At 62.7% G+C, this 22,188-nt stretch carries 21 protein-coding genes and 1 pseudogene; 3 read left to right on the top strand and 19 right to left on the bottom strand.

Annotated elements, in window-relative coordinates; translation table 11 throughout:
* From P3T24_RS06130 to P3T24_RS06115, 4 genes are all read right to left on the bottom strand, one after another.
* A complete protein-coding gene (locus tag P3T24_RS06130; RefSeq protein ID WP_429433137.1) occupies positions 1-1,419 on the bottom strand; it encodes a cytochrome ubiquinol oxidase subunit I in 1,419 nt (472 codons plus the stop codon).
* Between the two features lie 286 nt (positions 1,420-1,705).
* Positions 1,706-1,993 (bottom strand): helix-turn-helix domain-containing protein, encoded by a 288-nt coding sequence (locus P3T24_RS06125; RefSeq protein ID WP_122156182.1) that lies wholly within the window; start codon positions 1,991-1,993, stop codon positions 1,706-1,708.
* On the bottom strand, positions 1,980-2,312 hold the full coding sequence (locus tag P3T24_RS06120; RefSeq protein ID WP_074268264.1) for a type II toxin-antitoxin system RelE/ParE family toxin: 333 nt from the start codon (positions 2,310-2,312) through the stop codon (positions 1,980-1,982). Before P3T24_RS06120 ends, P3T24_RS06125 begins: the two co-directional genes overlap by 14 nt.
* A gap of 211 nt (positions 2,313-2,523) precedes the next feature.
* The gene (locus P3T24_RS06115) at positions 2,524-2,763 is read right to left on the bottom strand and encodes a hypothetical protein (RefSeq protein ID WP_429288709.1); all 240 of its coding nucleotides are present in this window, start codon (positions 2,761-2,763) and stop codon (positions 2,524-2,526) included.
* Between the two features lie 147 nt (positions 2,764-2,910).
* Between P3T24_RS06115 and P3T24_RS06110 the strand changes: the two genes are divergently transcribed.
* On the top strand, positions 2,911-3,465 hold the full coding sequence (locus P3T24_RS06110) for a putative glycolipid-binding domain-containing protein (protein ID WP_429288710.1): 555 nt from the start codon (positions 2,911-2,913) through the stop codon (positions 3,463-3,465).
* On the opposite strand, the gene P3T24_RS06105 is transcribed toward P3T24_RS06110, so the two are convergent.
* The 10 genes and pseudogenes from P3T24_RS06105 to P3T24_RS06060 all read right to left on the bottom strand — a co-directional run bounded on the left by P3T24_RS06105 (position 3,440) and on the right by P3T24_RS06060 (position 13,434).
* Entirely contained in the window at positions 3,440-4,420 is a 981-nt protein-coding gene (locus P3T24_RS06105; RefSeq protein ID WP_429433135.1) for an alpha/beta fold hydrolase, read from the bottom strand. The genes P3T24_RS06110 and P3T24_RS06105 overlap by 26 nt on opposite strands.
* The gene (locus P3T24_RS06100) at positions 4,417-5,295 is read right to left on the bottom strand and encodes a metal-dependent hydrolase (RefSeq protein WP_429433133.1); all 879 of its coding nucleotides are present in this window, start codon (positions 5,293-5,295) and stop codon (positions 4,417-4,419) included. The genes P3T24_RS06105 and P3T24_RS06100 overlap by 4 nt, the downstream gene beginning before the upstream one ends.
* 29 nt (positions 5,296-5,324) lie before the next feature.
* Positions 5,325-6,236, bottom strand: coding sequence for an SDR family NAD(P)-dependent oxidoreductase (locus P3T24_RS06095; protein WP_429433131.1), 912 nt, complete (start codon positions 6,234-6,236; stop codon positions 5,325-5,327).
* A gap of 89 nt (positions 6,237-6,325) precedes the next feature.
* Complete coding sequence (locus P3T24_RS06090; protein WP_429433129.1) at positions 6,326-7,939, bottom strand: flavin-containing monooxygenase; 1,614 nt, start codon at positions 7,937-7,939, stop codon at positions 6,326-6,328.
* A 163-nt stretch (positions 7,940-8,102) separates the two neighbouring features.
* Positions 8,103-9,002, bottom strand: coding sequence for a mechanosensitive ion channel family protein (locus P3T24_RS06085; RefSeq protein ID WP_429433127.1), 900 nt, complete (start codon positions 9,000-9,002; stop codon positions 8,103-8,105).
* 261 nt (positions 9,003-9,263) lie between these two features.
* A complete protein-coding gene (locus P3T24_RS06080) occupies positions 9,264-10,307 on the bottom strand; it encodes a sulfonate ABC transporter substrate-binding protein (RefSeq protein ID WP_429409427.1) in 1,044 nt (347 codons plus the stop codon).
* Positions 10,308-10,534: 227 nt separating this feature from the next.
* Positions 10,535-11,425 (bottom strand): MerR family transcriptional regulator, encoded by an 891-nt coding sequence (locus P3T24_RS06075; RefSeq protein ID WP_429433125.1) that lies wholly within the window; start codon positions 11,423-11,425, stop codon positions 10,535-10,537.
* Between the two features lie 117 nt (positions 11,426-11,542).
* Positions 11,543-12,104 (bottom strand): annotated as a pseudogene (locus P3T24_RS06070) (N-acetyltransferase family protein).
* Positions 12,105-12,229: 125 nt separating this feature from the next.
* Positions 12,230-12,448 (bottom strand): hypothetical protein, encoded by a 219-nt coding sequence (locus P3T24_RS06065; protein WP_429409431.1) that lies wholly within the window; start codon positions 12,446-12,448, stop codon positions 12,230-12,232.
* A 68-nt stretch (positions 12,449-12,516) separates the two neighbouring features.
* Positions 12,517-13,434 (bottom strand): DMT family transporter, encoded by a 918-nt coding sequence (locus tag P3T24_RS06060; protein WP_429433123.1) that lies wholly within the window; start codon positions 13,432-13,434, stop codon positions 12,517-12,519.
* Positions 13,435-13,545: 111 nt separating this feature from the next.
* On the opposite strand from P3T24_RS06060, the gene P3T24_RS06055 reads away from it, so the two are divergent.
* Positions 13,546-14,976: a PLP-dependent aminotransferase family protein gene (locus P3T24_RS06055; RefSeq protein ID WP_429433121.1), complete on the top strand. Its 1,431-nt coding sequence runs from the start codon at positions 13,546-13,548 to the stop codon at positions 14,974-14,976.
* 1 nt (position 14,977) lies between these two features.
* On the opposite strand, the gene P3T24_RS06050 is transcribed toward P3T24_RS06055, so the two are convergent.
* The 3 genes from P3T24_RS06050 to P3T24_RS06040 form a co-directional block, all read right to left on the bottom strand.
* A complete protein-coding gene (locus tag P3T24_RS06050; RefSeq protein ID WP_074268275.1) occupies positions 14,978-16,054 on the bottom strand; it encodes a TAXI family TRAP transporter solute-binding subunit in 1,077 nt (358 codons plus the stop codon).
* 133 nt (positions 16,055-16,187) lie between these two features.
* Positions 16,188-17,216: a hypothetical protein gene (locus P3T24_RS06045; protein ID WP_429433119.1), complete on the bottom strand. Its 1,029-nt coding sequence runs from the start codon at positions 17,214-17,216 to the stop codon at positions 16,188-16,190.
* Between the two features lie 364 nt (positions 17,217-17,580).
* A complete protein-coding gene (locus P3T24_RS06040) occupies positions 17,581-19,089 on the bottom strand; it encodes an MDR family MFS transporter (RefSeq protein ID WP_429433117.1) in 1,509 nt (502 codons plus the stop codon).
* A 96-nt stretch (positions 19,090-19,185) separates the two neighbouring features.
* On the opposite strand from P3T24_RS06040, the gene P3T24_RS06035 reads away from it, so the two are divergent.
* Positions 19,186-19,902: a TetR/AcrR family transcriptional regulator gene (locus tag P3T24_RS06035; protein ID WP_074268278.1), complete on the top strand. Its 717-nt coding sequence runs from the start codon at positions 19,186-19,188 to the stop codon at positions 19,900-19,902.
* 242 nt (positions 19,903-20,144) lie between these two features.
* Here the strand turns inward: P3T24_RS06035 and P3T24_RS06030 are convergent, their stop codons facing one another.
* On the bottom strand, positions 20,145-20,864 hold the full coding sequence (locus P3T24_RS06030; protein WP_429288725.1) for a ribonuclease activity regulator RraA: 720 nt from the start codon (positions 20,862-20,864) through the stop codon (positions 20,145-20,147).
* 46 nt (positions 20,865-20,910) lie between these two features.
* Positions 20,911-21,963, bottom strand: coding sequence for a 2-keto-3-deoxygluconate transporter (kdgT, locus tag P3T24_RS06025; RefSeq protein ID WP_429433115.1), 1,053 nt, complete (start codon positions 21,961-21,963; stop codon positions 20,911-20,913).
* Positions 21,964-22,188: the final 225 nt, after the last annotated feature.

Raw genomic sequence — 22,188 nt, 5'->3', positions numbered from 1 at the left:
TCAGGCTACGTCGGCCAGCTGCTCGGCGGCCGGCATGGGGAGACGCGCGGGGCGGCCGGGTGGCGTTTCCGGCGTGCCGTGGGGCGTCTGGCCGGGCAACGCGGGACCCGAGCGCATCAGCTTGAGCATGTAGTAGATGCCAGTGCCGAACACGAGGAAGTAGACGATCACGAACGCCATCAGCGAGATGCCCACTTGCTGCGTGGTAAGCGGAGACACCGCCTGCGAGGTGCGCAGCACGCCGTATACCACCCACGGCTGACGGCCTGCTTCGGTCGTCACCCAACCGGCCAGCAACGTGATGAAGCCAGTGGGGCCCATCGCCACGGCGAGCTTCTGGAACCACCTGGCGTCATAGAGCCTGCCGCGCCGGCGTACTACCCATGCGGTGATCGACATCACGATCATCAGCACGCCGAGTCCCGCCATCACGCGGAAGCTCCAGAAAACGATGGTCGAATCCGGCCGGTCCTGCGGCGGGAATTCCTTCAGGCCGCGGATCTCGCCGTCCCAGCTATGCGTGAGAATCAGGCTGCCCAGATGCGGAATCGACACCGCGTAGCGAGTGGTCTCCGCCTTCATGTCGGGGATGCCGAACAGGTTGAGCGCCGTGCCGCCTTTCTCGGTGTTCCACAGGCCTTCGATCGCCGCGATCTTGGCCGGTTGATACTTGCGGGTGTTCAGACCGTGCTGGTCGCCGACAAAGGCCTGGATGGGCGTGAGGATCAACAGCATCCACAGCGCCATGGAGAACATCGTCTTGACCGCAGGATCGCGCCGCCCCTTCAGCAGATGCCATGCGCCGACGGCCGCGACTACCAGAGCGGCGACGATAAACGCGGCGAGCGCCATATGTGCGAGGCGGTAAGGGAACGACGGATTGAAGATGATCTTGAACCAGTCGAGCGGCACGACGTGACCATTTTCGATAGCGAAGCCTTGCGGCGTCTGCATCCAGCTATTGGAGGCGAGAATCCAGAAGGTGGAGATCAGCGTGCCGATGGCGACCATCAGAGTCGCACCGAAATGCGCGCGCCGACCGACGCGCTGCCAGCCGAACAGCATGATGCCGAGGAAGCCCGCTTCGAGGAAGAACGCGGTCATGACCTCGTACATCAGCAGCGGTCCGGTGATCGGCCCGGCGAAGCTGGAGAAGCCCGACCAGTTGGTACCGAACTCGTAGCTCATGACGACGCCGGAGACGACACCCATGCCGAAAGCCACTGCAAAGATCTTCGACCAGAACAGACACAAATCTTTGTAGTAGGCCTTACCGGTCTTGAGCCAACGCCATTCGAGGACGGCGATGAAACTGGCGAGCCCGATGCTCAGTGCGGGGAAAACGATATGAAACGAAACCGTGAACGCGAACTGGATGCGCGCCAGGTCGAATGCGGAGATTGTGGATGCGGGATTCATGATCTTGATACCGGAGACAACCTACGCGCATCGACCGATGTCGACGCGCACTGCCGTAAGCAGATGGCGCAAGCGTAGGGGAATGCGCGGTGTTTTGCTGCGTCGCGAAGTGCGTCGAAAAGACGCGCGAAGAACGGTGGTCTAGCGATTTTGAGATGCTAAACCGTTGATCGGTATCAAGTTTCTATAAGGTTTCGTGAGCGCTGATGCGGCCCCGAAAATGAAAAACTGCGTCAATACACCGCGCTGCAGCAGAGCGCGTGTGACGCTCGTGCTGGACAGCGAATCACGCGATCGAAATGACGAGTTTCTTGCCGCACGCGGCCGCATATTTGCGCAGCGTGTCGATGGACGGCGAGTGCTGTCCTGACGCAAGTGCGCGCTCGAGTCGCGTTACAGCGGGTGCCTTGGTGCCCATGCGTTCAGCGACTTGCGCCTGACTCAGCCCGGCGGCGTGACGCGCTGCGAGCATCTGGTCGAGGAGGGCGAATTCTTCGCGGTTCAGCCGTTCGTATTCGGCGCGGACTTCGGGGTCCGCGAGGGCGCGGGTGCGTAATTCCTTATACGTTGTCACGTTTGATCTCCAGCAGTCTTTTGCGAGCTATGTCCAGCTCGTTTCGGGGCGTCTCTTGCGACTTCTTCACGAACGCGTGCAGCATGACGACGCGGCGTTCGACGACCGTGCAAAAGAACACTCTGGCAATGCCCTCCGCTCCCTTCAGACGCATTTCGAAAAGGCCGCCGCCCATGGATTGGGTGTGCGGTTCTCCAAGGTTCGGACCATATGTTTCCATGCGATCCGCCAGTGCGATAAATCGCGCCAGTAGCGTCTTGGGCAGCGAAGCGACCTGGACTTTGACCTTCTCGTTGTAAAAGTCGATCAGAAATGCCATTGGACTCCAATATAACAAATATGTTACTAAAATGCAAGCAGAAAACTACCGGTCGGGACCGGTCCGGCATCGCCTTCGATCAGGCAATACCGGGTAGCTTCGCGAACTCGGATGGGGCGACAGGACAGCGAGCGAGAGCAGGGGCGCGACGAACGGCTACGGTAACGTTCAGGATAACGGAGCGAATTGCTCGTGAGAATCTGCCGAATGGTCAGGTCAATTCGGCCGTGTCGTACAAGGCCGTAATAAGTGTTTGAATCTGTAAATTGACAATCTGGATGATTGAACCAGCTAAAGCGATGAGAGCTTGACGCGGCGGGGGAATGCGAGAAAGCGCTTTCTCGAGATCCGTAAGAGCTACCTGGCCGGTCGTTACAAAGGAAGGTTTTTCATCTTGAGACGCGGCCGGGTAGCGGATACTGTCGGGTTCTCGTGTGGTCGACCCCGACATGCGAGTGTGGTCCTAGCGGCGTCCCGCCTTCAAAGCGGAGACGCCGTCTTTTTTATGCCTTGTTTTCCGGCGTTTTTTGCTCGGGACAGCTCTCAGACGTTATAAGCTGGCGAATCCGCAGCCAGCATTTTCGAAAGGAGGCAGGCCATGCGCGATATACGTTGGGTATCGGAGGAAGGCGACGGCATCGAACATCTCGCGTTCGATGCACGTGACGACGGTTTCCACGTCGAGAGCGCGCTCGTAGGACAGCGCTACGGAAAGGGTTATGGGCTTTACTACCGGATGCATTGCGATCCGCGTTGGCGTGTGACCTATGCGTTTCTCAAGATCATGGGCGGCGGCGAACTGGAGATGCACGGCGACGGCGAGGGCCATTGGCGCGATGGCAGTGGCAAGACGCTCGGCGCGATCGAAGGCTGCATCGACATCGATATTGCCGCTACGCCGTTCACCAACACGCTGCCCATCCGGCGTCTGCAACTAACCGAGGGCGAGCGCCGGCCGATTGCAGTGGCTTACATCTCGACGCCAGAGCTTCAGGTTACTCGCGCCGAGCAGGCCTACACATGCCTCGCGTTGAACCGCGAATACCGCTACGAAGGCATCTTTCGCAACTTCACCGCCGACATGCAAGTGGACGAAGATGGTCTCGTGATCGACTATCCGACGCTCTTCACGCGCTTGCCGCGAACGCGCTGACGCCGTTCGCCCGGCTTGGCGACGGATGCTGTGAGGCAAACCGGTCGATCCGGGTGGCGATACCGACGGGATCGCGCAGCACGACCCAGTGGCCGGCGTCGATCGTCTCGCGCGTATAGTTGCCGAGCCACGCCTCGAGCCCCAATGAAAGGGCGGGCCCCACATAACGGTCGCGCAACGGCACAACGAATTGCACCGGCGCGTGAGCCGGGCGGTTGCGTGGATGAAACAGCCGGTCGACGAAGTTGGCGCGGTACAAATTCAAACCGTTGATCGCATTGCGTAGCTGGGCAGGATCTGGCGCACGGCGGATGCGCTCGGTGAGCCGCAACCACAGCGGCCATGCGCGTGCGCCGCCGCAACGCCACACCAGTTCGGGCACGAGCGGCACATGAAACAGGAAGATGTACCAGGACTTCAGCGTTTGGCGCAGGCCACCGGCGAACCGCTGCGTAGAACTGTGCGTGCGGGGTTTGTCCGGGGACGACACGCCGTGGCTGCTATCGCTGCTGCGGTTACCAGGGCCACTCAGGTTACGTAGACCCAACGCGGCGTGATCAAGACACGGCCCCGAAATTGATGTGAACGAAGCGATGCGGCCTTCGAACGCGGGGCTCGTTACCGCTTCCCAGCTCTGGATTGAGCCCCAGTCGTGGCCCACCAGATGAAAGGCCTGTCCGCCACAGGTAGCGTCGACCACGGCGGCCAGATCAGAGGCCAGCCGTTCCAGCCGATACGCGGCCCGGCCAGACGGCGCTTCCGACGCGCCGGCGCCGCGCACGTCGTAGGTAATCACACGATAGCGCCCGTCCAGTTGCGCCCGCACCGGCTCCCATACCGCCGCCGAATCCGGATAGCCGTGTACGAGCACCAACGGCGGCGCCTCGCGCGGTCCGCTGACGTACACGGCAAGGCGTACGTCGCCGGCTTCGACGACGAGCGTATCGCGGATCACGCCACCGCCCGCACGCCGCGGCGGCTCGCCTTCAGCGCGGCGGGATTCGCGGCATTGGCCGAATCAACGGCGGCCACGAGGCCATCGATTCGCGCCAGTTGTGCGCGGTTATCGTGATCCCACGGATGGAAGCTGGGTTTGAAAAAACGCAGCCACTCGAGCGCGATGCCCGGGAACACACCGTGTTTTGGCCCGTACAGGAATTTGACGACGCGCCACATGCCGTGCAGATGTCCGCCGCGTTTGCGATCGGAGATCAGCAGACGCACGTGATAATCGAACACGATCAGCCAGAACGCCAGCGTCACTGTCAGCATGGTGCCGGTGCGCAGCAGATAGCGCGCCGGCCCGGGTTTGATCACGGCGTTCCACACGTCGAACGAGACGGCCTTGTGCTCGGTCTCTTCGAGCGCATGCCAGGTCCACATCTGCGCATAGCCTTGCACCGATCCGCCCACCCGCGTGTCGTCCTCCAGCAGCAGACCGGCCAGCATCGCCGTGTAATGCTCCAGCGCGACGGTCATCGCGAGCTGAAACGATTTGGGCATCTTGCGATTGACGTTGAGGAACCACGTGAGACGTCGATCGAGCTTGTGCGCGGGCAGCCTCGCGTTTTGCAGCAGATCGTTGTACTCGATGTGCTCGCGGGTATGCATCGCTTCCTGGCCGATAAAACCGAGTACCTGCTTCTTCAGGATGGGGTCGTCGATGCGGTCTCGGTAGTTGCGCACGCTGTCCATGAAGAAACGCTCGCCCGCTGGAAACAGCAGCGAAAGCGCATTGAAAAAGTGCGTCACATGCGAGCCTTCCTGATGCCAGTCGCAGGCACGCTCAGGAGGTAAAACGAAACGAAGGTCGCGGCGAATCGGCATCATGGCCTTTCTCTCCCTATGATCTTTGATGTTCACGCGCGCCGTCCGGCGGCTTCTGCTTCGGCAGCGCGGGCGCGCTTATGCGCAATGCGGTGCAGGCGGCGCGTCTGCATCACGACGAGCGCCTGATAGGCGGCCGGCAAGGTGCGGGCGAGCCAGTCGGCAGCCCGCGCATCGCGGCCTATCAGCACGCGCCGTCTGTTCCTGCGCACGCCGTCGAGAATCGTGCGGGCGGCTTCGTCGGCCGTTGTGATGAAGAACTTTTCGAAATCGTCCTTGCCTTGCTGTTCGCTCTCGATCATGAAACCGACCATGTTCGAGGCGATCCGGCTCGACTGCGCGATGCTGGTTCGGATGCCGCCCGGGTGCACGCAGGTGGCCGAGACGCCGCATTTCATCAGATCGAGCTCTTGCCGCAGCGCTTCGGTGAAGCCGCGCACAGCGAACTTGGTCGCGTTGTAGCCGCTCATGCCAGGTTGTGCGAACAAACCGAATACGCTCGAGGTGTTGACGATATGCCCTTCGCCTGACGCCTTCAGATGCGGCAGGAACGCTTTCGTACCATGCACGACGCCCCAGAAGTTGATACCGACGATCCATTCGAGATCGGCATAGTCCATGCCGTCGATCGTGCTGGACAGCGCCACGCCTGCGTTGTTGAAGACGAGATTGATGCGGTCGTGCTGGGCGGCGGTTTCGGCGGCCCAGTCGAACATCGCCGCGCGATCCGCCACGTCGAGTACGCGGGTCGTCACACGTAGCGGCGCACCGACGATCTGCGGTGCTGCGCCCTCGGCGAGCAGCGCGGTTTCGGCAAGGCTTGCGGTGTTGCGATCGGCGAGCGCCAGGTGGCAGCCCTCGCGCGCCAGCTGGATCGCCAGCGAGCGGCCCATACCCGAGCCGGCGCCGGTAATGGCGGCAACACGGTCTGTGAAATTCTTCATCGTACTGTCCTCTCTGAGCGGTGCCTTGTTGTTTTGTCTGTGCGTGCGACGTGTTCGCTTGACGGCATGGCGTTAGTGCGTGCTGCGTCTCAAGTCGCCTCTGCCGACGATGCAGCCGAAGAAGCGGACCCGGCTGAAGCCGTTGACGCGCCGCCCTGCGTCGACCTGGCCGTGTGCGCGTTCAATCCCGCCTCGGTTTGAGCCGCAGGCGCATATGCAAAGTAATCACCCATGCTGAAGCTGCGGGTAGCCTGGCGGAAACGGAACGCGAATCCAGGCCACAGCGTCGTGTTCTTGCCGGTCCGCGGATCGAGGTACCAGCTCTTGCAACCGCCTGTGGACCAGATGGCGCGGCTTAGCTTCTGCTGGATCTGCTCGTTGTAGGCACGTTCGACATGCGGCCGCACCTCGATCGCGGCAGCGCGTTCGCGTTGCATGGTTTGCAGCGCGCGCAGGATGTACTCGACCTGCGACTCGATCATGTACACCATCGAGTTGTGGCCGAGCCCTGTGTTCGGACCGACGACCATAAAGAAGTTCGGATAGCCAGGCAACGTGGTGCCGAGGTACGCGTGCGCACCGTTGTGCCAGGTATCGACGATATCGACCCCGCCTTTGCCGCGTACCACACCACGCGGGAACGGATCCGCGATCTTGAAGCCGGTGCCGAAGATCAGGCAGTCGGCGGGATGACGCACGCCATCGGTCGTGATCACGGCGTCTTCTTCGACGCGCGCGATCCCGCTCGTGATGACCGCCACATTCTGGCGCGACACCGCCGGGAAATAGTCGTTCGAAATGAGGATACGCTTGCAGCCCATCGTGTAATCGGGCGTGAGTGTGGCGCGCAGTTGCGGGTCGGTCACCTGACGATGCAGATGACGCACCGCGACTTTCTGCGCAGTCTTCATCAGCGATGGATGAATCGCAAAGCCAAACGCCCGCGATTCCAGCATGCAATAGAGACCCGCGCGCCACATCTTCTGGGTGAACGGCAGGTGCCGGAACAGCCACTGTTCGAACGGTTTCACGGCGCGGTCGGCCTTCGGCATGATCCACGGCGGCGTGCGCTGGAACAGGTCGAGCTGTGCGACACGCGGAGCAATCTGCGGCACGAACTGAATGGCGCTCGCGCCGGTGCCGATCACGGCGACGTGTTTGCCTTCCAGCGAATAGCTGTGGTCCCACTGCTGCGAATGGAAGGTCTTACCCTTGAAGGTATCGAGCCCGGGAATATCCGGCACCGCCGCACGCGACAGGCCGCCCATGCCCGATACCAGCACCCGCGCCGACCAGCGTTGGCCGTTGGCGAACAGCATGTGCCAGCGATGACGCGTTTCGTCGTAGATGGCGCTCACCAGTTCGTGACCAAAGCGAATGTGCCGTTGCACGCCGAAGCGCTGGGTGCACGCTTCCAGATACGCGCGAATTTCCGGCTGGCGCGCGAACATGCGCGTCCAGCGCGGGTTCGGCGCGAACGAGAAGGAATAGACGTGCGATTGCACGTCGCAGGCGCAACCCGGGTAGTGATTGTCGCGCCAGGTGCCGCCGACGGAGTCGGCCTTTTCGGCGACCATGAAGTCGGTCATGCCGGCCTGGCGGAGCCGGATTGCCATGCCGAGTCCGGCGAAGCCCGAACCGATGATAGCGACATCGGTTTCGAGGGGCGCCAGAGCGTCGGGGGGCATCGTGCGTGCGTTCATCCGATCCGTCTCCTTTTATTCACTCTTAACTGTGACATTGGGTGATGTAACGATAGAGGCTGAGAAGGAATGACGCAAGCAGACGTTTAGGTTGGGGACTCTATGGGTGGGAAAGAACCGGCGGCGGTCGGATGCCGCCGGCCGATGACCGCCTGGCTGTGCGTTACTGGGTAACAGCCCGCGGGCGGGATACCGCGCGATCCATCACCGGCTCGCCTGGTTCAGCGCTTTGCACGATGTGCAATTCCCGCGTCCGCACCGGCAGCCCGCATTGCGCGTCGTTGAGTGTCTGGCGTACCTGGCGGGCGAGATCCCAGCGCATGTCCCAGAACACATCGATCTTCGCCCACACGCGGATATTGAGCACCACCGTGCTGTCGTCGAAGCGGGTCACCATGACTTGCGGCGCGGGCGTTTGCAGTGCGCGCGGATCGGCGGCGGCGAGGGCGCGCAGTGCGGCGAGCGCGTGATCCACGTCGTCGCGCACGGAGATTTCCACTTCGAGATCGAGACGGCGGGTCGGATTGCGGTTGTAGTTGCGGATCGAATTACTCCACAGCGCGCTATTCGGCACGTACTCGCAGATGCCGTCGGATTTGGTCAGGCGCGTGGTGAACAGGCTGATTTCTTCGACGGTGCCGGCGACAGTACCCGTGCCCGCTTCGATCGAATCGCCCACCTTGAACGGGCGTAGCAGCAACAGCATGATGCCGGCCGCGATGTTCTGCATCGTACCTTGCAGCGCAAGACCGATCGCGAGGCCGGCAGCGCCGAGCACCGCGACGATGCTCGCGGTCTGAATACCCAACTGGGACAGCGCGCCGATGATGGCGACCACGCGAATGCCCCACAGGCTGGTGTCGCAGAGGATGGGGCGCAGCGTGGCGTCCATACGCGACTGGTTGGTAAGCAAACGGTTGAGCGAGCGCGAGACGCGCCGCGCCACCCACCAGCCGACCACGAGGATCAGCGCGGCGGCGCACAGGTGCATTGAGATGGCGGTGAGCGAATCCCAGAGAAAGGTCCACCGGTTCGGGTGGATCTGGGCGAGAAGGTTCTGCATGGCCGTGACGGTCCTGGTTTTTCAGGCGACGGCGAGCGAGGGCCGTCGTGATGGTTCATAAGAGGCAATGGGTGCCGGCGCGCTCGCGCGAGGCGAGCGGCCAGTCCGCAAGAGCGGAGCAACCCGGAGAATGACGCGTGGAAGCGTGCGGAGAAGGGACCGCAGCGAAAGGCGAAAGTTCTAGTGATTCAACGTTTTTGACAATTTGCTTTTGCGAGATGCGGGACGGCACGACTGTGTGAAGTTGGTCCCGCAGCCCGCTTATTTCGCTGCGAGACTCGCCGCTACTTGCTGGTTTTGCCAGACGTTGTCGCGCACGGTGATCTTCTGCGGAATCAGATGGGCGCCATAGAACGCGTCGGCGACGCTTTGCTGCGAGTGGACGATTTCGTCGGTGACAGCCGTGGTGCCGTAGGGGTAGCGGCGCACCCAGGTTTCGACCAGTTTTTGATCGAGACCGACCTTCGGCGCAATCAGCGCAGCGGTTTCTTCGGGATGCTGGGTGACCCACTGGCCCGTCGAGCGCAATTGACCGAGAACCGCCCCGATGACATCAGGGTGTTGCTGGGCGAAATCACGGGTCGCCTCGTAGAAGCTGTAGGCCGTATCGAGATTCGTATAATCCGCCAGCGTGCGCGCCTTGAGCGCTTCTTGCGCGGCGGCATAGTAAGGATCCCAGATTACCCATGCATCGACGTCGCCGTTTTCGAATGCGGCGCGAGCGTCCGCGGGGGCGAGGTACACCGGATGAATATCTTCGTAGCGCAAGCCCGCCTTCTGCAGTGCTTCGAGTAGCAGGAAGTTCGAGCTGGAGCCCTTTTGCAGGGCGACGCGTTTGCCCTTCAGATCGGCGACCGTTTGCAACGGCGAACCGGGCTTGACGATGACCGCCTCGGTATGACGTCCTCCAGGTTCGGCACCCACGTACACGAAGCCCACGCCCGCGGCTTGCGCGAACACCGGTGGCGGCGAACCCGTGTAGCCGAAGTCGATGCTGTGCGCGTTCAACGCTTCGAGCAGTTGCGGACCGGCCGGAAATTCAAACCACTTCACGCTGTAGCCAAGCGGCTTGAGCTTTTGCTCCAGCGAGCCTTGTACCTTGAGGACTGCGAGCAAACCGGCTTTCTGATAGCCGATGCGCAGGACTTTCTCGGTTGCACTGGAAGCATCTTGCGCGAGCGCGCTGCTGGTGGGAAGCAGCGTCGCCGCAGCGAACACAGCGCATGCGGCGAGCGCGGTGAATGCGCTAAACGTGGCGGCGATCGGTGCAGCCAGACGAGGGCGGCGGCTCGGGTTGCGTGTCATTCGAAAACTCTCCATGCGTGCGGTCAAGGCAGCGGCCGTGCACGTCCATCCCCGACAGGCGTGCGCGATCGTATGCCGATGCTGCGGGAAGGATGCTGCTGCTGCGGTCAACGGATCGTCGCATGGACGTGCTATACCGCAAACCAAGCAATGGAGATTTGGATATGACGCGCACGGGGAATATGCCTGGTGCGTGGTACTCAGTGCGCTATGCGCGTGGGGTGGGCTTACTTCTTCGCTTTGGCTTTTGTGTTGCGCGTCGGCTGTGCAGCTTTAGTTTCGGCGTGAGCGTCCGCGTCAGCGTGAGACGCCGCCGACGGCTTGCCGGCAGACGCATTACCGAGCCGCTTTTCCATGATCGCAGCGACGCGGTCGCCGAGATAGTCGCCGGCGGCGTCTTCGAGTGCGCGGTTCATCTCGGTTTCGACCAGCACCATGGCCAACGGACGCACCCGCCAGATGGCGTCGACCAGCGCGGGTACATCGGCGGGCGGCGGCAGTGCATCGGCTTCGTAACGATCGAGCTGACGCACCACGAGATCGACCATCGCCTTGGCGACGGCATTGAAATGCGGACGGGAGATCCGTACCGCGTCGAGCAGATCGGCAAGCGGAATGCCTTCATTCGCCATGGTCGCGCCGGCCGACAGCGCGGCGGGGCTGTCGGCCACGAACGACAATCCCTTGCGCTCGAGCAGGCCCAGGTCGACCGCTTTGGACAGAGCGCCAGGCGAGGCCTTGTCGCCGAACATCTGCAGCAATTCGAGCAGCGAATATTTCCTGGGCCGCTCGCGCGACCAGCGGCTGCCGATGGCCGTCTCCAGACCGAGGATCGAGCGCAGGTCGTGGCCTTCGTCGACGGCCTTGATCAGATCCTGGATATTGGCCAGCGTGTAGCCGCGCGCGAGCAGGTGATTGATGAGCTTGAGCCGCGAAACATGCGTGTCGTCGTACACGCCGACCCGGCCTCGCTTCTCCGGCGGCGCGAGCAGACCGCGGTCCTGATAGGCGCGCACGTTGCGCACGGTGCTGTCCGTCACGCGCGCGAGTTCGTCGACGGTGTATTCGTTGCGCGGCGCGGCGGGCGCTGGGGACGGGGAGGGGAGCGTTTTCGGCATGGGGGGATTTTAGCGCGGTGGCGTAGGGGAACGTCCGCGGTTATTTTCAGTGAGATACGGAACGATGGCGAAACACAAACGGGTTGGCCGGGCTAGTATGGACTTGGTACTTACCGTCTAGTCAGGCCAATCCTCGGGCAACGCTTTATCCCCCACACCCAGCGCACGCTGCATCAGCGTGGTATCGAGCCAGCGCCCGTGTTTGAATCCGACCGCTTTTAGCGTACCGGCCATCTCGAAGCCGAGGCTGCGATGCAGCGATCACGGCCACCATTTGCCGCCATGGTCCGGTTTCGCAGCGTTCGATCAACGCCTTCAGCAGAACACGGCCAATGCCGCGCCCGCGAAACGCGTCGTCGATATAGATCGAGTCCTCGATCGTGTTCCGATACGCCGCTCGCGGCCGGTATGGCGTTGCGTAGCAATAGCCGGCAATCGCGCCGTCGATCTCGGCCACCATATACGGCAGACCATGGCTCAACACGGATGCGAGCCGGCCGCGCAGATCGTCGATGGAGGGCGGTGTCTCCTCAAATGAGGCGACGCCGTGCAGCACGTGATGCGCGTAGATCGCTTGAATCGCCGGCAGGTCAGCTTCCGTTGCATCGCGCACCTCCAGCTGTAGGGCCGGGAGAGCGTTCGTCGACGTTTTGGCAGGGGTTTGCGTGATGGTGCTCATGCCTGATCCTGTTGCTGGCCCGGAGCCTCTCCGGAAACACATCACTATGCCCCCGGTTTGCGAGGAATTGAAGCCGTGCAAAATTGTCCGCGGGGTGGCCGTGACGTGGCCGCCCCGCGCGCAGCTCAGCCGCGCGAATAGAGATTCACGTTCGATGCTTGAGGCGGCTGGCGCTTCTGGTGCGCCGCCTGATGCTTCGGTTTGGTCTTATGCTGCGAGGGCCGCGCATTGGCGGCGTGTGGCGTGGTCTGGCCTTCGCCGAAGTTAAACGTCTGCGAGGTTTGGGCATACGCGCCGACGGATACGAGCAGCGCTGCGCATCCCAGACAGGTCGAAAATTTCATGGGTCCTCCTTCTGAACACGAGCGCGTGAGCATACCGCAATGCGGCGCGGGGGAGGAAAGCAGCGCCGCTAACCAGCCGGTCGGACGGGCGCGGCCCTGGCAAACCGGCGCGCCCCGGCGACGCATGCCACCACGACGACCGTGACGAGAATCATCACTGGCGGCACCTGCTCGTGCAGCAGGAGACCGGCGAGCAGCAACCCGAAAAACGGCTGCAGCAACTGCAGTTGTCCGACGCTGGCGATGCCGCCCAAAGCCAGCCCGCGATACCAGAACACGAAGCCGATGAGCATGCTGAACAGCGATACATACGCGAGTCCCCACCAGGCTGCCTGACTGACGCCGTCGAACGAGGCCGGGCACGTCCACCAGGTGAGCGGCACCATCAGCGGCAGCGACAGCACGAGCGCCCAGGAAATCACCTGCCAGCCGCCGAGGTGTCGCGACAGCCGTGCGCCTTCCGCGTAGCCCAGTCCGCAGACGATGATCGCCGCCAGCATCAGCGCGTCGCCGAGTGGCGATGCCTGGAGCCCGTTGCGCACCGCGAAGGCGACCACCGCGCAACTGCCGAGCGCCGAGAATAGCCAGAACGCCGCTTGCGGACGCTCGCCGCCGCGCAGCACGCCGAAGGTCGCTGTCGAGAGCGGCAGCAGGCCGACGAACACCACCGCATGGGCCGAGGTGATATGACGCAAGGCGAGGGCGGTCAGCAGCGGAAAGCCGACCACCACGCCGAGCGCGACGATCAGCAACGGCAGCAGGTCGCGACGCGCGGGGCGCGCCTCGCGAAACACCAGCAGCAGGAGCAAGCCGAGCGTGCCGGCAATCGTCGCGCGGGCGACGGTCAGAAAGATTGGATCGAGCCCCTGCACAGCGATGCGGGTGGCCGGCAGCGAACCGCTGAAGATCAGCACGCCTAGCATGCCGCTAACCCAGCCGTTCGCGGCCCGAGCATTGGTGGCCCGGCCGTCTTTGGACTTTTCCATTGCGATTTCCATGTGCAAGCTAAAGCCGTCAGCATCCTCCTGTCTGGCAAAAAGGGTAAGCTACGGAGCAGTACAATTCGCAGAAACTGTACCTATCGAGGAACAGTACAGATGATGGAAACCGCCAGGGACAATCCGGACAATGTTGTTTTAGCACGCACGCGGGTCGATGTCGTGATGGACGCCTTGCGCGAACGCATCGCCGGCCGCTCGCTGATGCCTGGCGCTCGCGTCCCATCGATCCGCGCCATGACGGAAACGCTTGGCGTGTCAAAGTCGACGGTCGTCGAGGCATACGACCGGCTCGTGGCGGAAGGCACGATCGTCGCGCGACGCGGCTCGGGTTTTTTTGTCTCCGGTCATGCGCCGCCGCTGGCTCTGGCTGATCTGGGGCCGCGGCTCGACCGCCAGGTGGATCCTCTGTGGCTCACGCGGCAGTCGCTTGAGACAGGGCAGAAGGTGCTGAAACCCGGTTGCGGCTGGCTGCCCGCCTCATGGTTGCCGGAAGACGGCGTGCGGCGTGCCCTGCGCGCGGTAGCGCGCGATCCGCATGCCGCGCTGGCCGATTACGCCACGCCGCCCGGTTTGCCCGCCCTGCGCCAGCAACTCGCGTGGCGGCTCGCCCAGCATGGCGTCGACGCACCTCCCGAGCAGATCATCCTGACCGACGGCGGCACCCACGCGCTCGATCTGGTCTGCCGCTTCCTGCTCGAACCAGGCGACACCGTGCTGATCGACGACCCCTGCTATTTCAACTTCCAGGCCTTGCTGCGCGCCCACCGCGCCCGCATCGTCAGCGTGCCGTACACACCGTCCGGGCCGGATCTCGCCGCGTTCGAGCGGGTGCTTGTCGAACATCGCCCGCGCCTGTATGTGACCAATTCGGCGATCCATAATCCGACTGGCGCAACGTTGGCGCCGGCGGTTGCGCATCGTCTGTTGAAGCTGGCTGGCGAGCACAAGCTGCTGATTGTGGAGGACGACATCTTCGCGGACTTCGAGGACGAGGCTGCGCCGCGTCTGGCTGCGTTCGACGGACTCGCTCGCGTCGTATCGATCGGCAGCTTTTCGAAGACGTTGTCCGCGGCCGTGCGTTGCGGTTTCATCGCGGCACGTGCGGACTGGGTGGAGCCGCTAATCGATCTGAAGCTCGCCACGTCGTTCGGTAACGGTCAACTGGCGGCGAGTGTCGTGCACCGACTGCTGGTGGACGGCACCTACCGGCGGCATCTCGAAGGCATGCGCGCGAAGCTTGCCGATTCGATGGGCGAGACCATCCGTCGCCTGACCCAGGCCGGTCTCGATATATGGACCCGGCCGCGCGCCGGCATGTTCGTGTGGGCACGTTTGCCAGGCGGCCTGGATGGCGCGGAGATCGCCCGTCACGCGCTCGTAGACAATGTGGTGCTGGCGCCGGGCAACGTGTTCAGTGCTTCGCACTCGGCGGCGGGATTCCTGCGCTTCAATGTCTCGCAGTGCAACCGGCCAAAAGCCTACGAAGCGCTGCAACGTGCGATGGATCTTGCCCAGGCGCCAGTGTGATTCACTTGCACAGCATCAACACCCGTGCCTCATCCGTGCAATTCGATTTGGGAAGCGCCTTGTCCGCCGTCTGCGCGGGCGCTTCAGTGGTCACGGCCGCCGCACGACGGGCGACGCAGCTGCGCAGCCGCCTTTCGACAGGCGGATAGTATTGCCAGCCCTTGCCGAGACTCGGCAGCTCCATCTTCACCTGCTTCCACTTCGGATGACCGTGCTCCTGCAGGTTGTCGAAGTTCGTGCACAGCGAATCGGCGAAGTGATCGAGGTTGTTGACCGTATCGCGCAGCCCGAAATCGTACGTGACCAGAAATGCCTTGACGGTGAAGGTCGGCACATCTTCCTTCAGCCAGGTCGGATAGCTCGTGGTGTGGATGATGGCCGGAAAGTAGGTCTGCTTGGCGCGCGCCGTTTCAGGCGCGTTCGGATCGACGCGCAGCAGGCGAAGCTGTTGCAGCAGTTCCGGATTCATATCGGTAAAGAGCTTCGCGGGCTGACCGACCACCACGACGGCCACGTCGATCTTCTTGACGATCAGCGCGGCGAGGGCGTCCTCGTTGCTCAGATGCTGCGCGTTCTGATCGGCAATCGGCTGGCCGAACATCAGGCGATAAATGGTGTTGGCCGATTGTGCAGTACCGCTGCCGAGCAGGCCGACGCTGATGTTCTTGTCCTTGATCTCGTTGATGGTCTTGATAGGCGAGTCGGCGCGCACGACGAAATTTATTTCTTCATCGTAAAGCGGCATGATGAGCCGCAAGGGCCGGATCGCCTGGCCGGCGTCGGGGTTGCCGGCATTGGCCATATCCACATAGGCCTGGTAGACATCGGATTGCACCAGCGCGAGTTTTACGCCCGGTTCGAAGCGCATGCGCTGGACGTTTTCCGCGGAACCCTTCGACGGCATGACTTCCAGATCAATACCGGCCGGTTCGGCCACCCATTTCGCGAGATCCGCGCCGATCTGGATGTAGGTGCCTCGTTCGGGGCCGGTGACGATCTTGTAGTGAGCGTTATCGGCAAGCGCGGGCGAACACGCCAGCACCAGCCCGAGCCACCCCGCCAGAATTGTCTTGAGCATGGTCTTCTCCGCCTATCCCTGTGGTTTTAATCAACTTTCGCGGCGAGCCGCGTGAAGCATCGGTGAGTCAGGTTTTGCACTTCCAGATATTGCGTCCTTCGAGGTGCTAAAGACTTCTGTGGCTGCGTTTCGCTCAATGGGCCGGCGCCGCGGCTGAGGCCGGCGTGGTTCGCCAGCCGGACTGCGCGATGGCCCGTTCCTGAGCGTCGATGCTGTTGGGGGCAGGCGTCGCAGTGACGATCTGTGCGGTTCGTGCGGATGGCGGCGGTTGAGGTACCTGAGAGGGTAACGGGACAGTCTTCGCAGCCGGTGCCGCGTGGCCGCCAAGCGGCACCCACCCGGTCTCGACGATCGCCCGCTGCAGCAACGTCTTCGCCTCGGGACTGCCGCTGTCGACTGCGAGCGCATCGCTGGCGCTGTGCTCAACACAGTTCCACAGGTGATCCTTTATGCACACGTGCGCCGTCTGCAATGCCGCGTCGCGCCGTTGCTCGAGTGGCGTGATTTCATGCTGGATCTGCAGCGCGTCGGCGTTGCCGGAATCCATCGAAAGCGCGGCGTTCACCGCAGCCTGCGCGCCCGACAGATCGTGAGCGTCCTCGTGCGCATGCGCTGCACGCAAGCTCTCGGAGAGATCGCGATAGTGCGGAACGGCAACCGGTGCTGCCGCCCCTCGCGGCGGTGCCAAAGATGCGTTGACGGTGCCCGCGCTGGCCGGCGAGTTTGCTGCCTGTTCTGCCATATAAGGTGCGATCGAACCGGCCGTTGATTTGGCGTCCTGTTCATCATAGGTGGGCGGGGCAGTACGATGGTCGCCGAATAGTGTGTAAGCGCCATAACCTAGTATCAATACGACAAGCGCGATCAGCCCGCGTGTGAGCAGCCATCGCGAGCCCACAGGCGCGCCCAGGGGAAGATGCTTGAGCGGGGGAATCGACGCTTTCGGCGTTGCCAGTTCCGGTGCCGCAGACTTGAGATCGGCATCTGTCTGCGTGGGAGGGTGGCGCAGGCCATGGACACCCGCGAAGCGCAGAGGCGACGGCGTGGCTATCGGACGCCGGGTGCCGCAATACGGGCACAGGTCGGCGGGCTGATACAGCAAGCCGCCGCAACGTTTGCAAGGCGCTGGGAAACTTTGGCCAGGAGTAGTCTGGGTGGACATTCTGTGGACCCACCTGCGAAAGGCTATGCTGCTACGGCATGCACCAGATCGTGCTTGAGGCAGTCCGCACTCTCTGCGTGAAACACGATCCACATGCGCTGAAGAGGAGCGTCTGCGATGCAAGTGCAGGCGACGCCACCATGAACAATATGTGAGCTTTCGGAGCGAACGTCAATCGCCGTTCGCACCTACCATGTGTGCCGAAACACACATAGTGGCGGGACGAATCGTTGCACTTGTCGGCAGAACGAATGAATGGGGAGTTTTTTGCACGCTGCCGGTAGCGTGCAGCGTGCGGGGAACATTGATTGGATGAAATGCTTCGCGAGGCCGTTGTCGTAAACAGCCAGGCGAATGGCGGAATTCAATGCTTGCGCAGCGGGTGATCTTTGAGTAGCCAGGCCAGCGCGAACGCCAGGACGACCACACATGATGCCGACAGATAGACCGTGTGCAGCGCGCCGGCAAATGCCTGCAGATAATCGTCGCGCAATGCGACAGGCAACTGATGGATCGCTGCAGGGCCCAGTGCGTGGGGCAATTCGGTATCGGGCGGAATCAGCGTTTGCAAGCGCGCTGCGAGACCGTTCGAAAACACCGCGCCAAAACCCGCGACACCGACCGATCCACCGATCGAGCGAAACAGCGTGGCACCGGATGTCGCGACGCCCATATACTTGAACTCCACTGTGTTCTGCACGGCGAGAATCAATACCTGCATCACCATGCCGAGACCTAGACCCAGCAGCCCCATGTATAGATACATCACATGAATCGGCGTGGAAATTTCGAGCCGCGCGAGCAGCGTCATCGCCACAGCAACGAGAAACGTGCCACCGATCGGAAACATGCGGTACTTGCCGATCTTGCTGATCACGCGCCCGGTGATGACCGACATCACGAGCAGGCCGCCCATCATCGGCAGCATCTGCATGCCGGCCTCTGAAGGCGTCGAGCCTTTGACGACCTGCAGATACAGCGGAATGAACGTTACCGAGCCGAACAGCGAGACGCCGATGATGAAGCCAATCAGGCAGCTCAGCAAAAACGTCCGCTGTTTGAAGAGTTCGAGCGGCATGATGGGCTCGGCCGCGTCCCGTTCCTCATAAATAAAGCCGGCGATGCAGACAAGACCCATGGCGAGGGTGAACCACAGTTGCGGCGACGTCCACGGCAGGATTGTGCCGCCCTGGCTCGTGAAGAGGATGATGCAGGTGAGCGCGCCGGCAAGGAAGGCAGCGCCCATGTAGTCGATCGTGTGCTTGATATGTGCGGCGTGCGGCTTGAACACTGCGCCGATGACGGCCAGCGCGATCACGCCGAGCGGCAGGTTGATGTAGAAAATCCAGCGCCATGACAGATGCTCGACCAGGAAACCGCCGAGGAGTGGGCCGACGACGGTGGCCAGACCGAATACGCCGCCAAACACGCCTTGGTAGCGACCACGATCGGCGGGCGGGATTACGTCGGCGATGGCCGCCATGGTCACCACCAGCAGGCCGCCGCCGCCGAGACCCTGCAGTGCGCGCAAGACGATCAGCTGGGTCATGTTCTGCGCGAGGCCGCACAGTGCGGAGCCGACGAGGAACAGGACGATGGCCGCCTGCAGCACGATCTTGCGACCGAACAGGTCGCCGAATTTGCCGTACAGCGGCACGACGATGGTGGAGGTCAACAGGTAGGCCGTGACGACCCACGACAGGTTGTTGAGGCCGCCGAGCTCACCGACGATGGTGGGCAACGCCGTCGACACGATAGTCTGATCGAGCGCAGCAAGCAGCATCACCAGCAGCAGGGCCGGGAACAGGAGGCGAATCGGCGGATGTTCTGGGCCGCTCGCGAGTTCGGCTGGAGTAGTGGCAGGATGATCCATATGATGGGGACCTATCGAACGTGTCGGGTGTGTTGAAATTAATTAATTCGGAGATTAATATATGCGATATCTCACAATTGGTCAAATGGAAAGGAAATGAGTACTGCACCAGCCGATGAGCTCGCGGCCAAAGAGGCGTCAACAGAACCGGTCGTGGAACAGGCCGCCACGCGCCGGCCCGGTCGGCCGAGCGGCAGCGCGCGCGGCCCGGAGCAGCGTGCCCGTCTGCTCGACGCGGCGCTGAACCTGTTTGCGCGTCAGGGCATCGTCGATACGACACTTGGCGCCATTGCACGGGAGGCCGGTTTCACGCCGGCGATGGTCCATTACTACTTCAAGACCCGCGACCAGTTGCTCGACGTGCTGATCGACGAACGTTTTCTGCCGCTGCGCACGGCGATCGGCGGTGCGTTCGAAGCCAATTCCGACGACCCGGTGGCCGCAATTACGCAGGTTGCGCGAGGCTTCGTGCAAATCGCCGAACAGAATCCGTGGTTTCCGCCGTTATGGGTGCGCGAAGTGATCAGCGAAGGTGGTCTGTTGCGGCAGCGCATGCACGAGCGTTTCGGCCATACCCATCACAAGGCCTCGGTGGCGCGGATCGAGCAGTGGCAAAAGGAGGGGCGTCTCAACCCGGATCTTGAACCTTCGCTGGTGTTTCTGACGCTGCTGGGATTGACCATCCTGCCGCTCGCCACCTCGAAGATGTGGCGCAACGATCCGGTGCGACGCAGTTTGAGCTCCGACGACATCGCCCGCCACGCGGTGGCAATGCTGGTACATGGGGTGGGGCCGCAGCGCGGGAAGGACTAAGGCGTTGATGGCGCCGGTTTGTCGCCGGCGCCAGGTGGGCCCGGATAGAGCGCGAGCTTGGCAGTGGCCCGCGTCGTTCGTGAGATGAACCCGCCGCTGCGATAGGGCGTGCGGGCGCCGGACATCACGTGGTGGTATCCACGCGGATGTCGCGCCTATGCTCCGGTCTTAAGCGTGTGGTAACGCCGAGAAACATCCGGAAAGAGTTTTGCGCTGCCAGCCGATGCAGCGCTGCCTCGCTCTCAAACCTGACGCGTCTTTTTCCACGCCTCGTACGCGGCCTTCGTCGCGTCGTTCGGCGGGTAGGTGCCCGGCAGCGGCGCACCGTCGCGAATTCGCCCGGTCAGAAACTCCTCCTGCAGTTCCTGTTCCGCCGCGGCCTTGGCAACGTCCGCGGCCATTTCGCGCGGAATCACCACAATGCCGTCGGCATCTCCGACGATCACGTCGCCGGGAAATACCGCAACACCGCCGCAGCCGATCGGCACGTTGATATCGATCGCATGATGGCGGATCAGATTCGGCGGCGCGCTTGCACCGGCGCAGAACACTGGCAGGCCGAGCGCGGCAATCGTCGTGCTGTCGCGCACCGGGCCGTCCGAGACCATGCCGGCGACGCCGCGCACCTGCAGACGCTGCGTCAGGATCGAACCGAACGACGCGCTGCTGCGCTCGCCGCGGCAGTCTTGCACGAGGACGTGTCCGGCGGGGATCGTTTCGACGCATTTGCGCTGCGCGTACTCAGGGTCCGCAAACAGCTCGAGGACGTCGATGTCCTCGCGCGACGGGATATTGCGTAGCGTGAACGCCGGCCCGACGAGGTTGGGACCGCTATGACCCGCCAGCGGCGCGACGCCCTGCATGAACGTGTTGCGCAAGCCTCGCTTGAATAGCTGAGTGGTGAGCGTGGCCGTGCTGACTTGACGGAGGGCTTCGAGCGTAGCGGGATCGAGTTCTTGCATCTTGAGATCAGGTGTTGAGAGTTGGAAAAGAGCCTGGTTCAAAGCCTCACTTCGCTGGATGATGAAGCGTGGGCTTGAGTCCAGGCTTGAGTGTCTCATTGTCCGGCAGCGGATCCGAGGAAGCTGGGTGCGTGCGCCGGTAATTCGCCGACAGCACGCCCCAGCGGCGCGCCCAGATCGCCGTGAGAATCGGCGTGAGCAGCGAGGTCACCACCACCGAGGTGGCGACCAGTGCCGTGGCCGCCGGAGCGACCGCAGCATAGCGCGGTTCGATGCCGGCGATGATCTGCGGCACCGCGACCGCCGCGCCGGCGGTCGATGCCGCGCCGATGCCCGCCGTGCCGTTGCCGCGCGCGAGAAAGATATCGGCCAGCACGAGCGTCGTGCCGGTCACCACGATGACACAGAGCCCGATCAGCACGCCGAGCAGGCCCGTGTCGAGGATGACACGGAAGTCGAGATTATTGCCGAGCGCGAACGCAAAGAACGGCACCATCACCGCCACTGCCTGACCGAAGAACTGCCGCAGATCGCTATCCAGATTGCCGAGGACAAAGCCGATCAGGAACGGCAGCAGCGCGCCGAGCAGCGTGGCGTAAGGGAAACTCGCGAGTCCGGCGATACCGAGCGTCACCATGGTCATGAACGGGCCTGACTCGAGCGACATCAGGCAGAACGCGCCGGCTTCTTCCGGCGTGCCGTACTGCTGCATGAGCGCCATATACAGGCCGCCATTGCTCTCGTTCATCACGCAGATCACGGTGAGGACCGACAGACCCGTGAGAAAGCCGGAGGTGATGCCGCCCGGCGGCAGGAAGTGCGAGGCGATCACCCCTGCGACCGCGGCGGTCAGCACCTTGGTGACGACCAGCACACCGCTTTTGCGCAGCACGACGGGCGTGGCCTTGAGACTGATGCTCGCGCCCATGCAAAAGAACCACACGGCGAGAATCGGCAGTGTGCCGGTAATCAGGGCATTGGAGAACGAACCCAGAAATTTCCCGGCATGCGGGGCGAACGTATGCACGCACGCGCCGAGCAGCAGCGGGACCAGCATCAGCCCACCAGGAATACGGTCGATCGCCTTCTTGATTTTCATGCCGGGTGCTCCTCCGCGGTCATCGTCTCGACCGAAATTTAGCACCGCGAGGTCGGAGCGCCCGCAAAATCGTGGTCCTTTGAAGTCATCGTTTACACCTAAGGTGGGGAAGATAGAAATGGCATGACGCCTGGCAGATTTTGCACACCGGAGGTGCATTCTGCCGTGTTGTCAATCGATAAATGGTGACTTGGCTGTGCAGCCTTTTGCGCCCCGCCCGAAGGG

Origin of the sequence: Paraburkholderia sp. GAS33 (assembly GCF_050436645.1) — a bacterium.
In the GTDB taxonomy this organism is placed as follows: Bacteria; Pseudomonadota; Gammaproteobacteria; order Burkholderiales; family Burkholderiaceae; genus Paraburkholderia; species Paraburkholderia phenazinium_B.
This window is presented reverse-complemented; position numbering and strand designations above follow the sequence as displayed.

What these genes read in the sequence shown, in the direction of transcription:
- P3T24_RS06130 (WP_429433137.1), bottom strand. Translation starts at nt 1,419, where the DNA reads ATGAATCCCGCATCCACAATCTCCGCATTCGACCTGGCGCGCATCCAG.
- P3T24_RS06120 (WP_074268264.1), bottom strand. Translation starts at nt 2,312, where the DNA reads ATGGCATTTCTGATCGACTTTTACAACGAGAAGGTCAAAGTCCAGGTC.
- P3T24_RS06115 (WP_429288709.1), bottom strand. Translation starts at nt 2,763, where the DNA reads ATGTCGGGGTCGACCACACGAGAACCCGACAGTATCCGCTACCCGGCC.
- P3T24_RS06110 (WP_429288710.1), top strand. Translation starts at nt 2,911, where the DNA reads ATGCGCGATATACGTTGGGTATCGGAGGAAGGCGACGGCATCGAACAT.
- P3T24_RS06100 (WP_429433133.1), bottom strand. Translation starts at nt 5,295, where the DNA reads ATGATGCCGATTCGCCGCGACCTTCGTTTCGTTTTACCTCCTGAGCGT.
- P3T24_RS06095 (WP_429433131.1), bottom strand. Translation starts at nt 6,236, where the DNA reads ATGAAGAATTTCACAGACCGTGTTGCCGCCATTACCGGCGCCGGCTCG.
- P3T24_RS06090 (WP_429433129.1), bottom strand. Translation starts at nt 7,939, where the DNA reads ATGAACGCACGCACGATGCCCCCCGACGCTCTGGCGCCCCTCGAAACC.
- P3T24_RS06085 (WP_429433127.1), bottom strand. Translation starts at nt 9,002, where the DNA reads ATGCAGAACCTTCTCGCCCAGATCCACCCGAACCGGTGGACCTTTCTC.
- P3T24_RS06080 (WP_429409427.1), bottom strand. Translation starts at nt 10,307, where the DNA reads ATGACACGCAACCCGAGCCGCCGCCCTCGTCTGGCTGCACCGATCGCC.
- P3T24_RS06075 (WP_429433125.1), bottom strand. Translation starts at nt 11,425, where the DNA reads ATGCCGAAAACGCTCCCCTCCCCGTCCCCAGCGCCCGCCGCGCCGCGC.
- P3T24_RS06065 (WP_429409431.1), bottom strand. Translation starts at nt 12,448, where the DNA reads ATGAAATTTTCGACCTGTCTGGGATGCGCAGCGCTGCTCGTATCCGTC.
- P3T24_RS06060 (WP_429433123.1), bottom strand. Translation starts at nt 13,434, where the DNA reads ATGGAAAAGTCCAAAGACGGCCGGGCCACCAATGCTCGGGCCGCGAAC.
- P3T24_RS06055 (WP_429433121.1), top strand. Translation starts at nt 13,546, where the DNA reads ATGATGGAAACCGCCAGGGACAATCCGGACAATGTTGTTTTAGCACGC.
- P3T24_RS06050 (WP_074268275.1), bottom strand. Translation starts at nt 16,054, where the DNA reads ATGCTCAAGACAATTCTGGCGGGGTGGCTCGGGCTGGTGCTGGCGTGT.
- P3T24_RS06045 (WP_429433119.1), bottom strand. Translation starts at nt 17,216, where the DNA reads ATGTCCACCCAGACTACTCCTGGCCAAAGTTTCCCAGCGCCTTGCAAA.
- P3T24_RS06040 (WP_429433117.1), bottom strand. Translation starts at nt 19,089, where the DNA reads ATGGATCATCCTGCCACTACTCCAGCCGAACTCGCGAGCGGCCCAGAA.
- P3T24_RS06035 (WP_074268278.1), top strand. Translation starts at nt 19,186, where the DNA reads ATGAGTACTGCACCAGCCGATGAGCTCGCGGCCAAAGAGGCGTCAACA.
- P3T24_RS06030 (WP_429288725.1), bottom strand. Translation starts at nt 20,864, where the DNA reads ATGCAAGAACTCGATCCCGCTACGCTCGAAGCCCTCCGTCAAGTCAGC.
- kdgT (WP_429433115.1), bottom strand. Translation starts at nt 21,963, where the DNA reads ATGAAAATCAAGAAGGCGATCGACCGTATTCCTGGTGGGCTGATGCTG.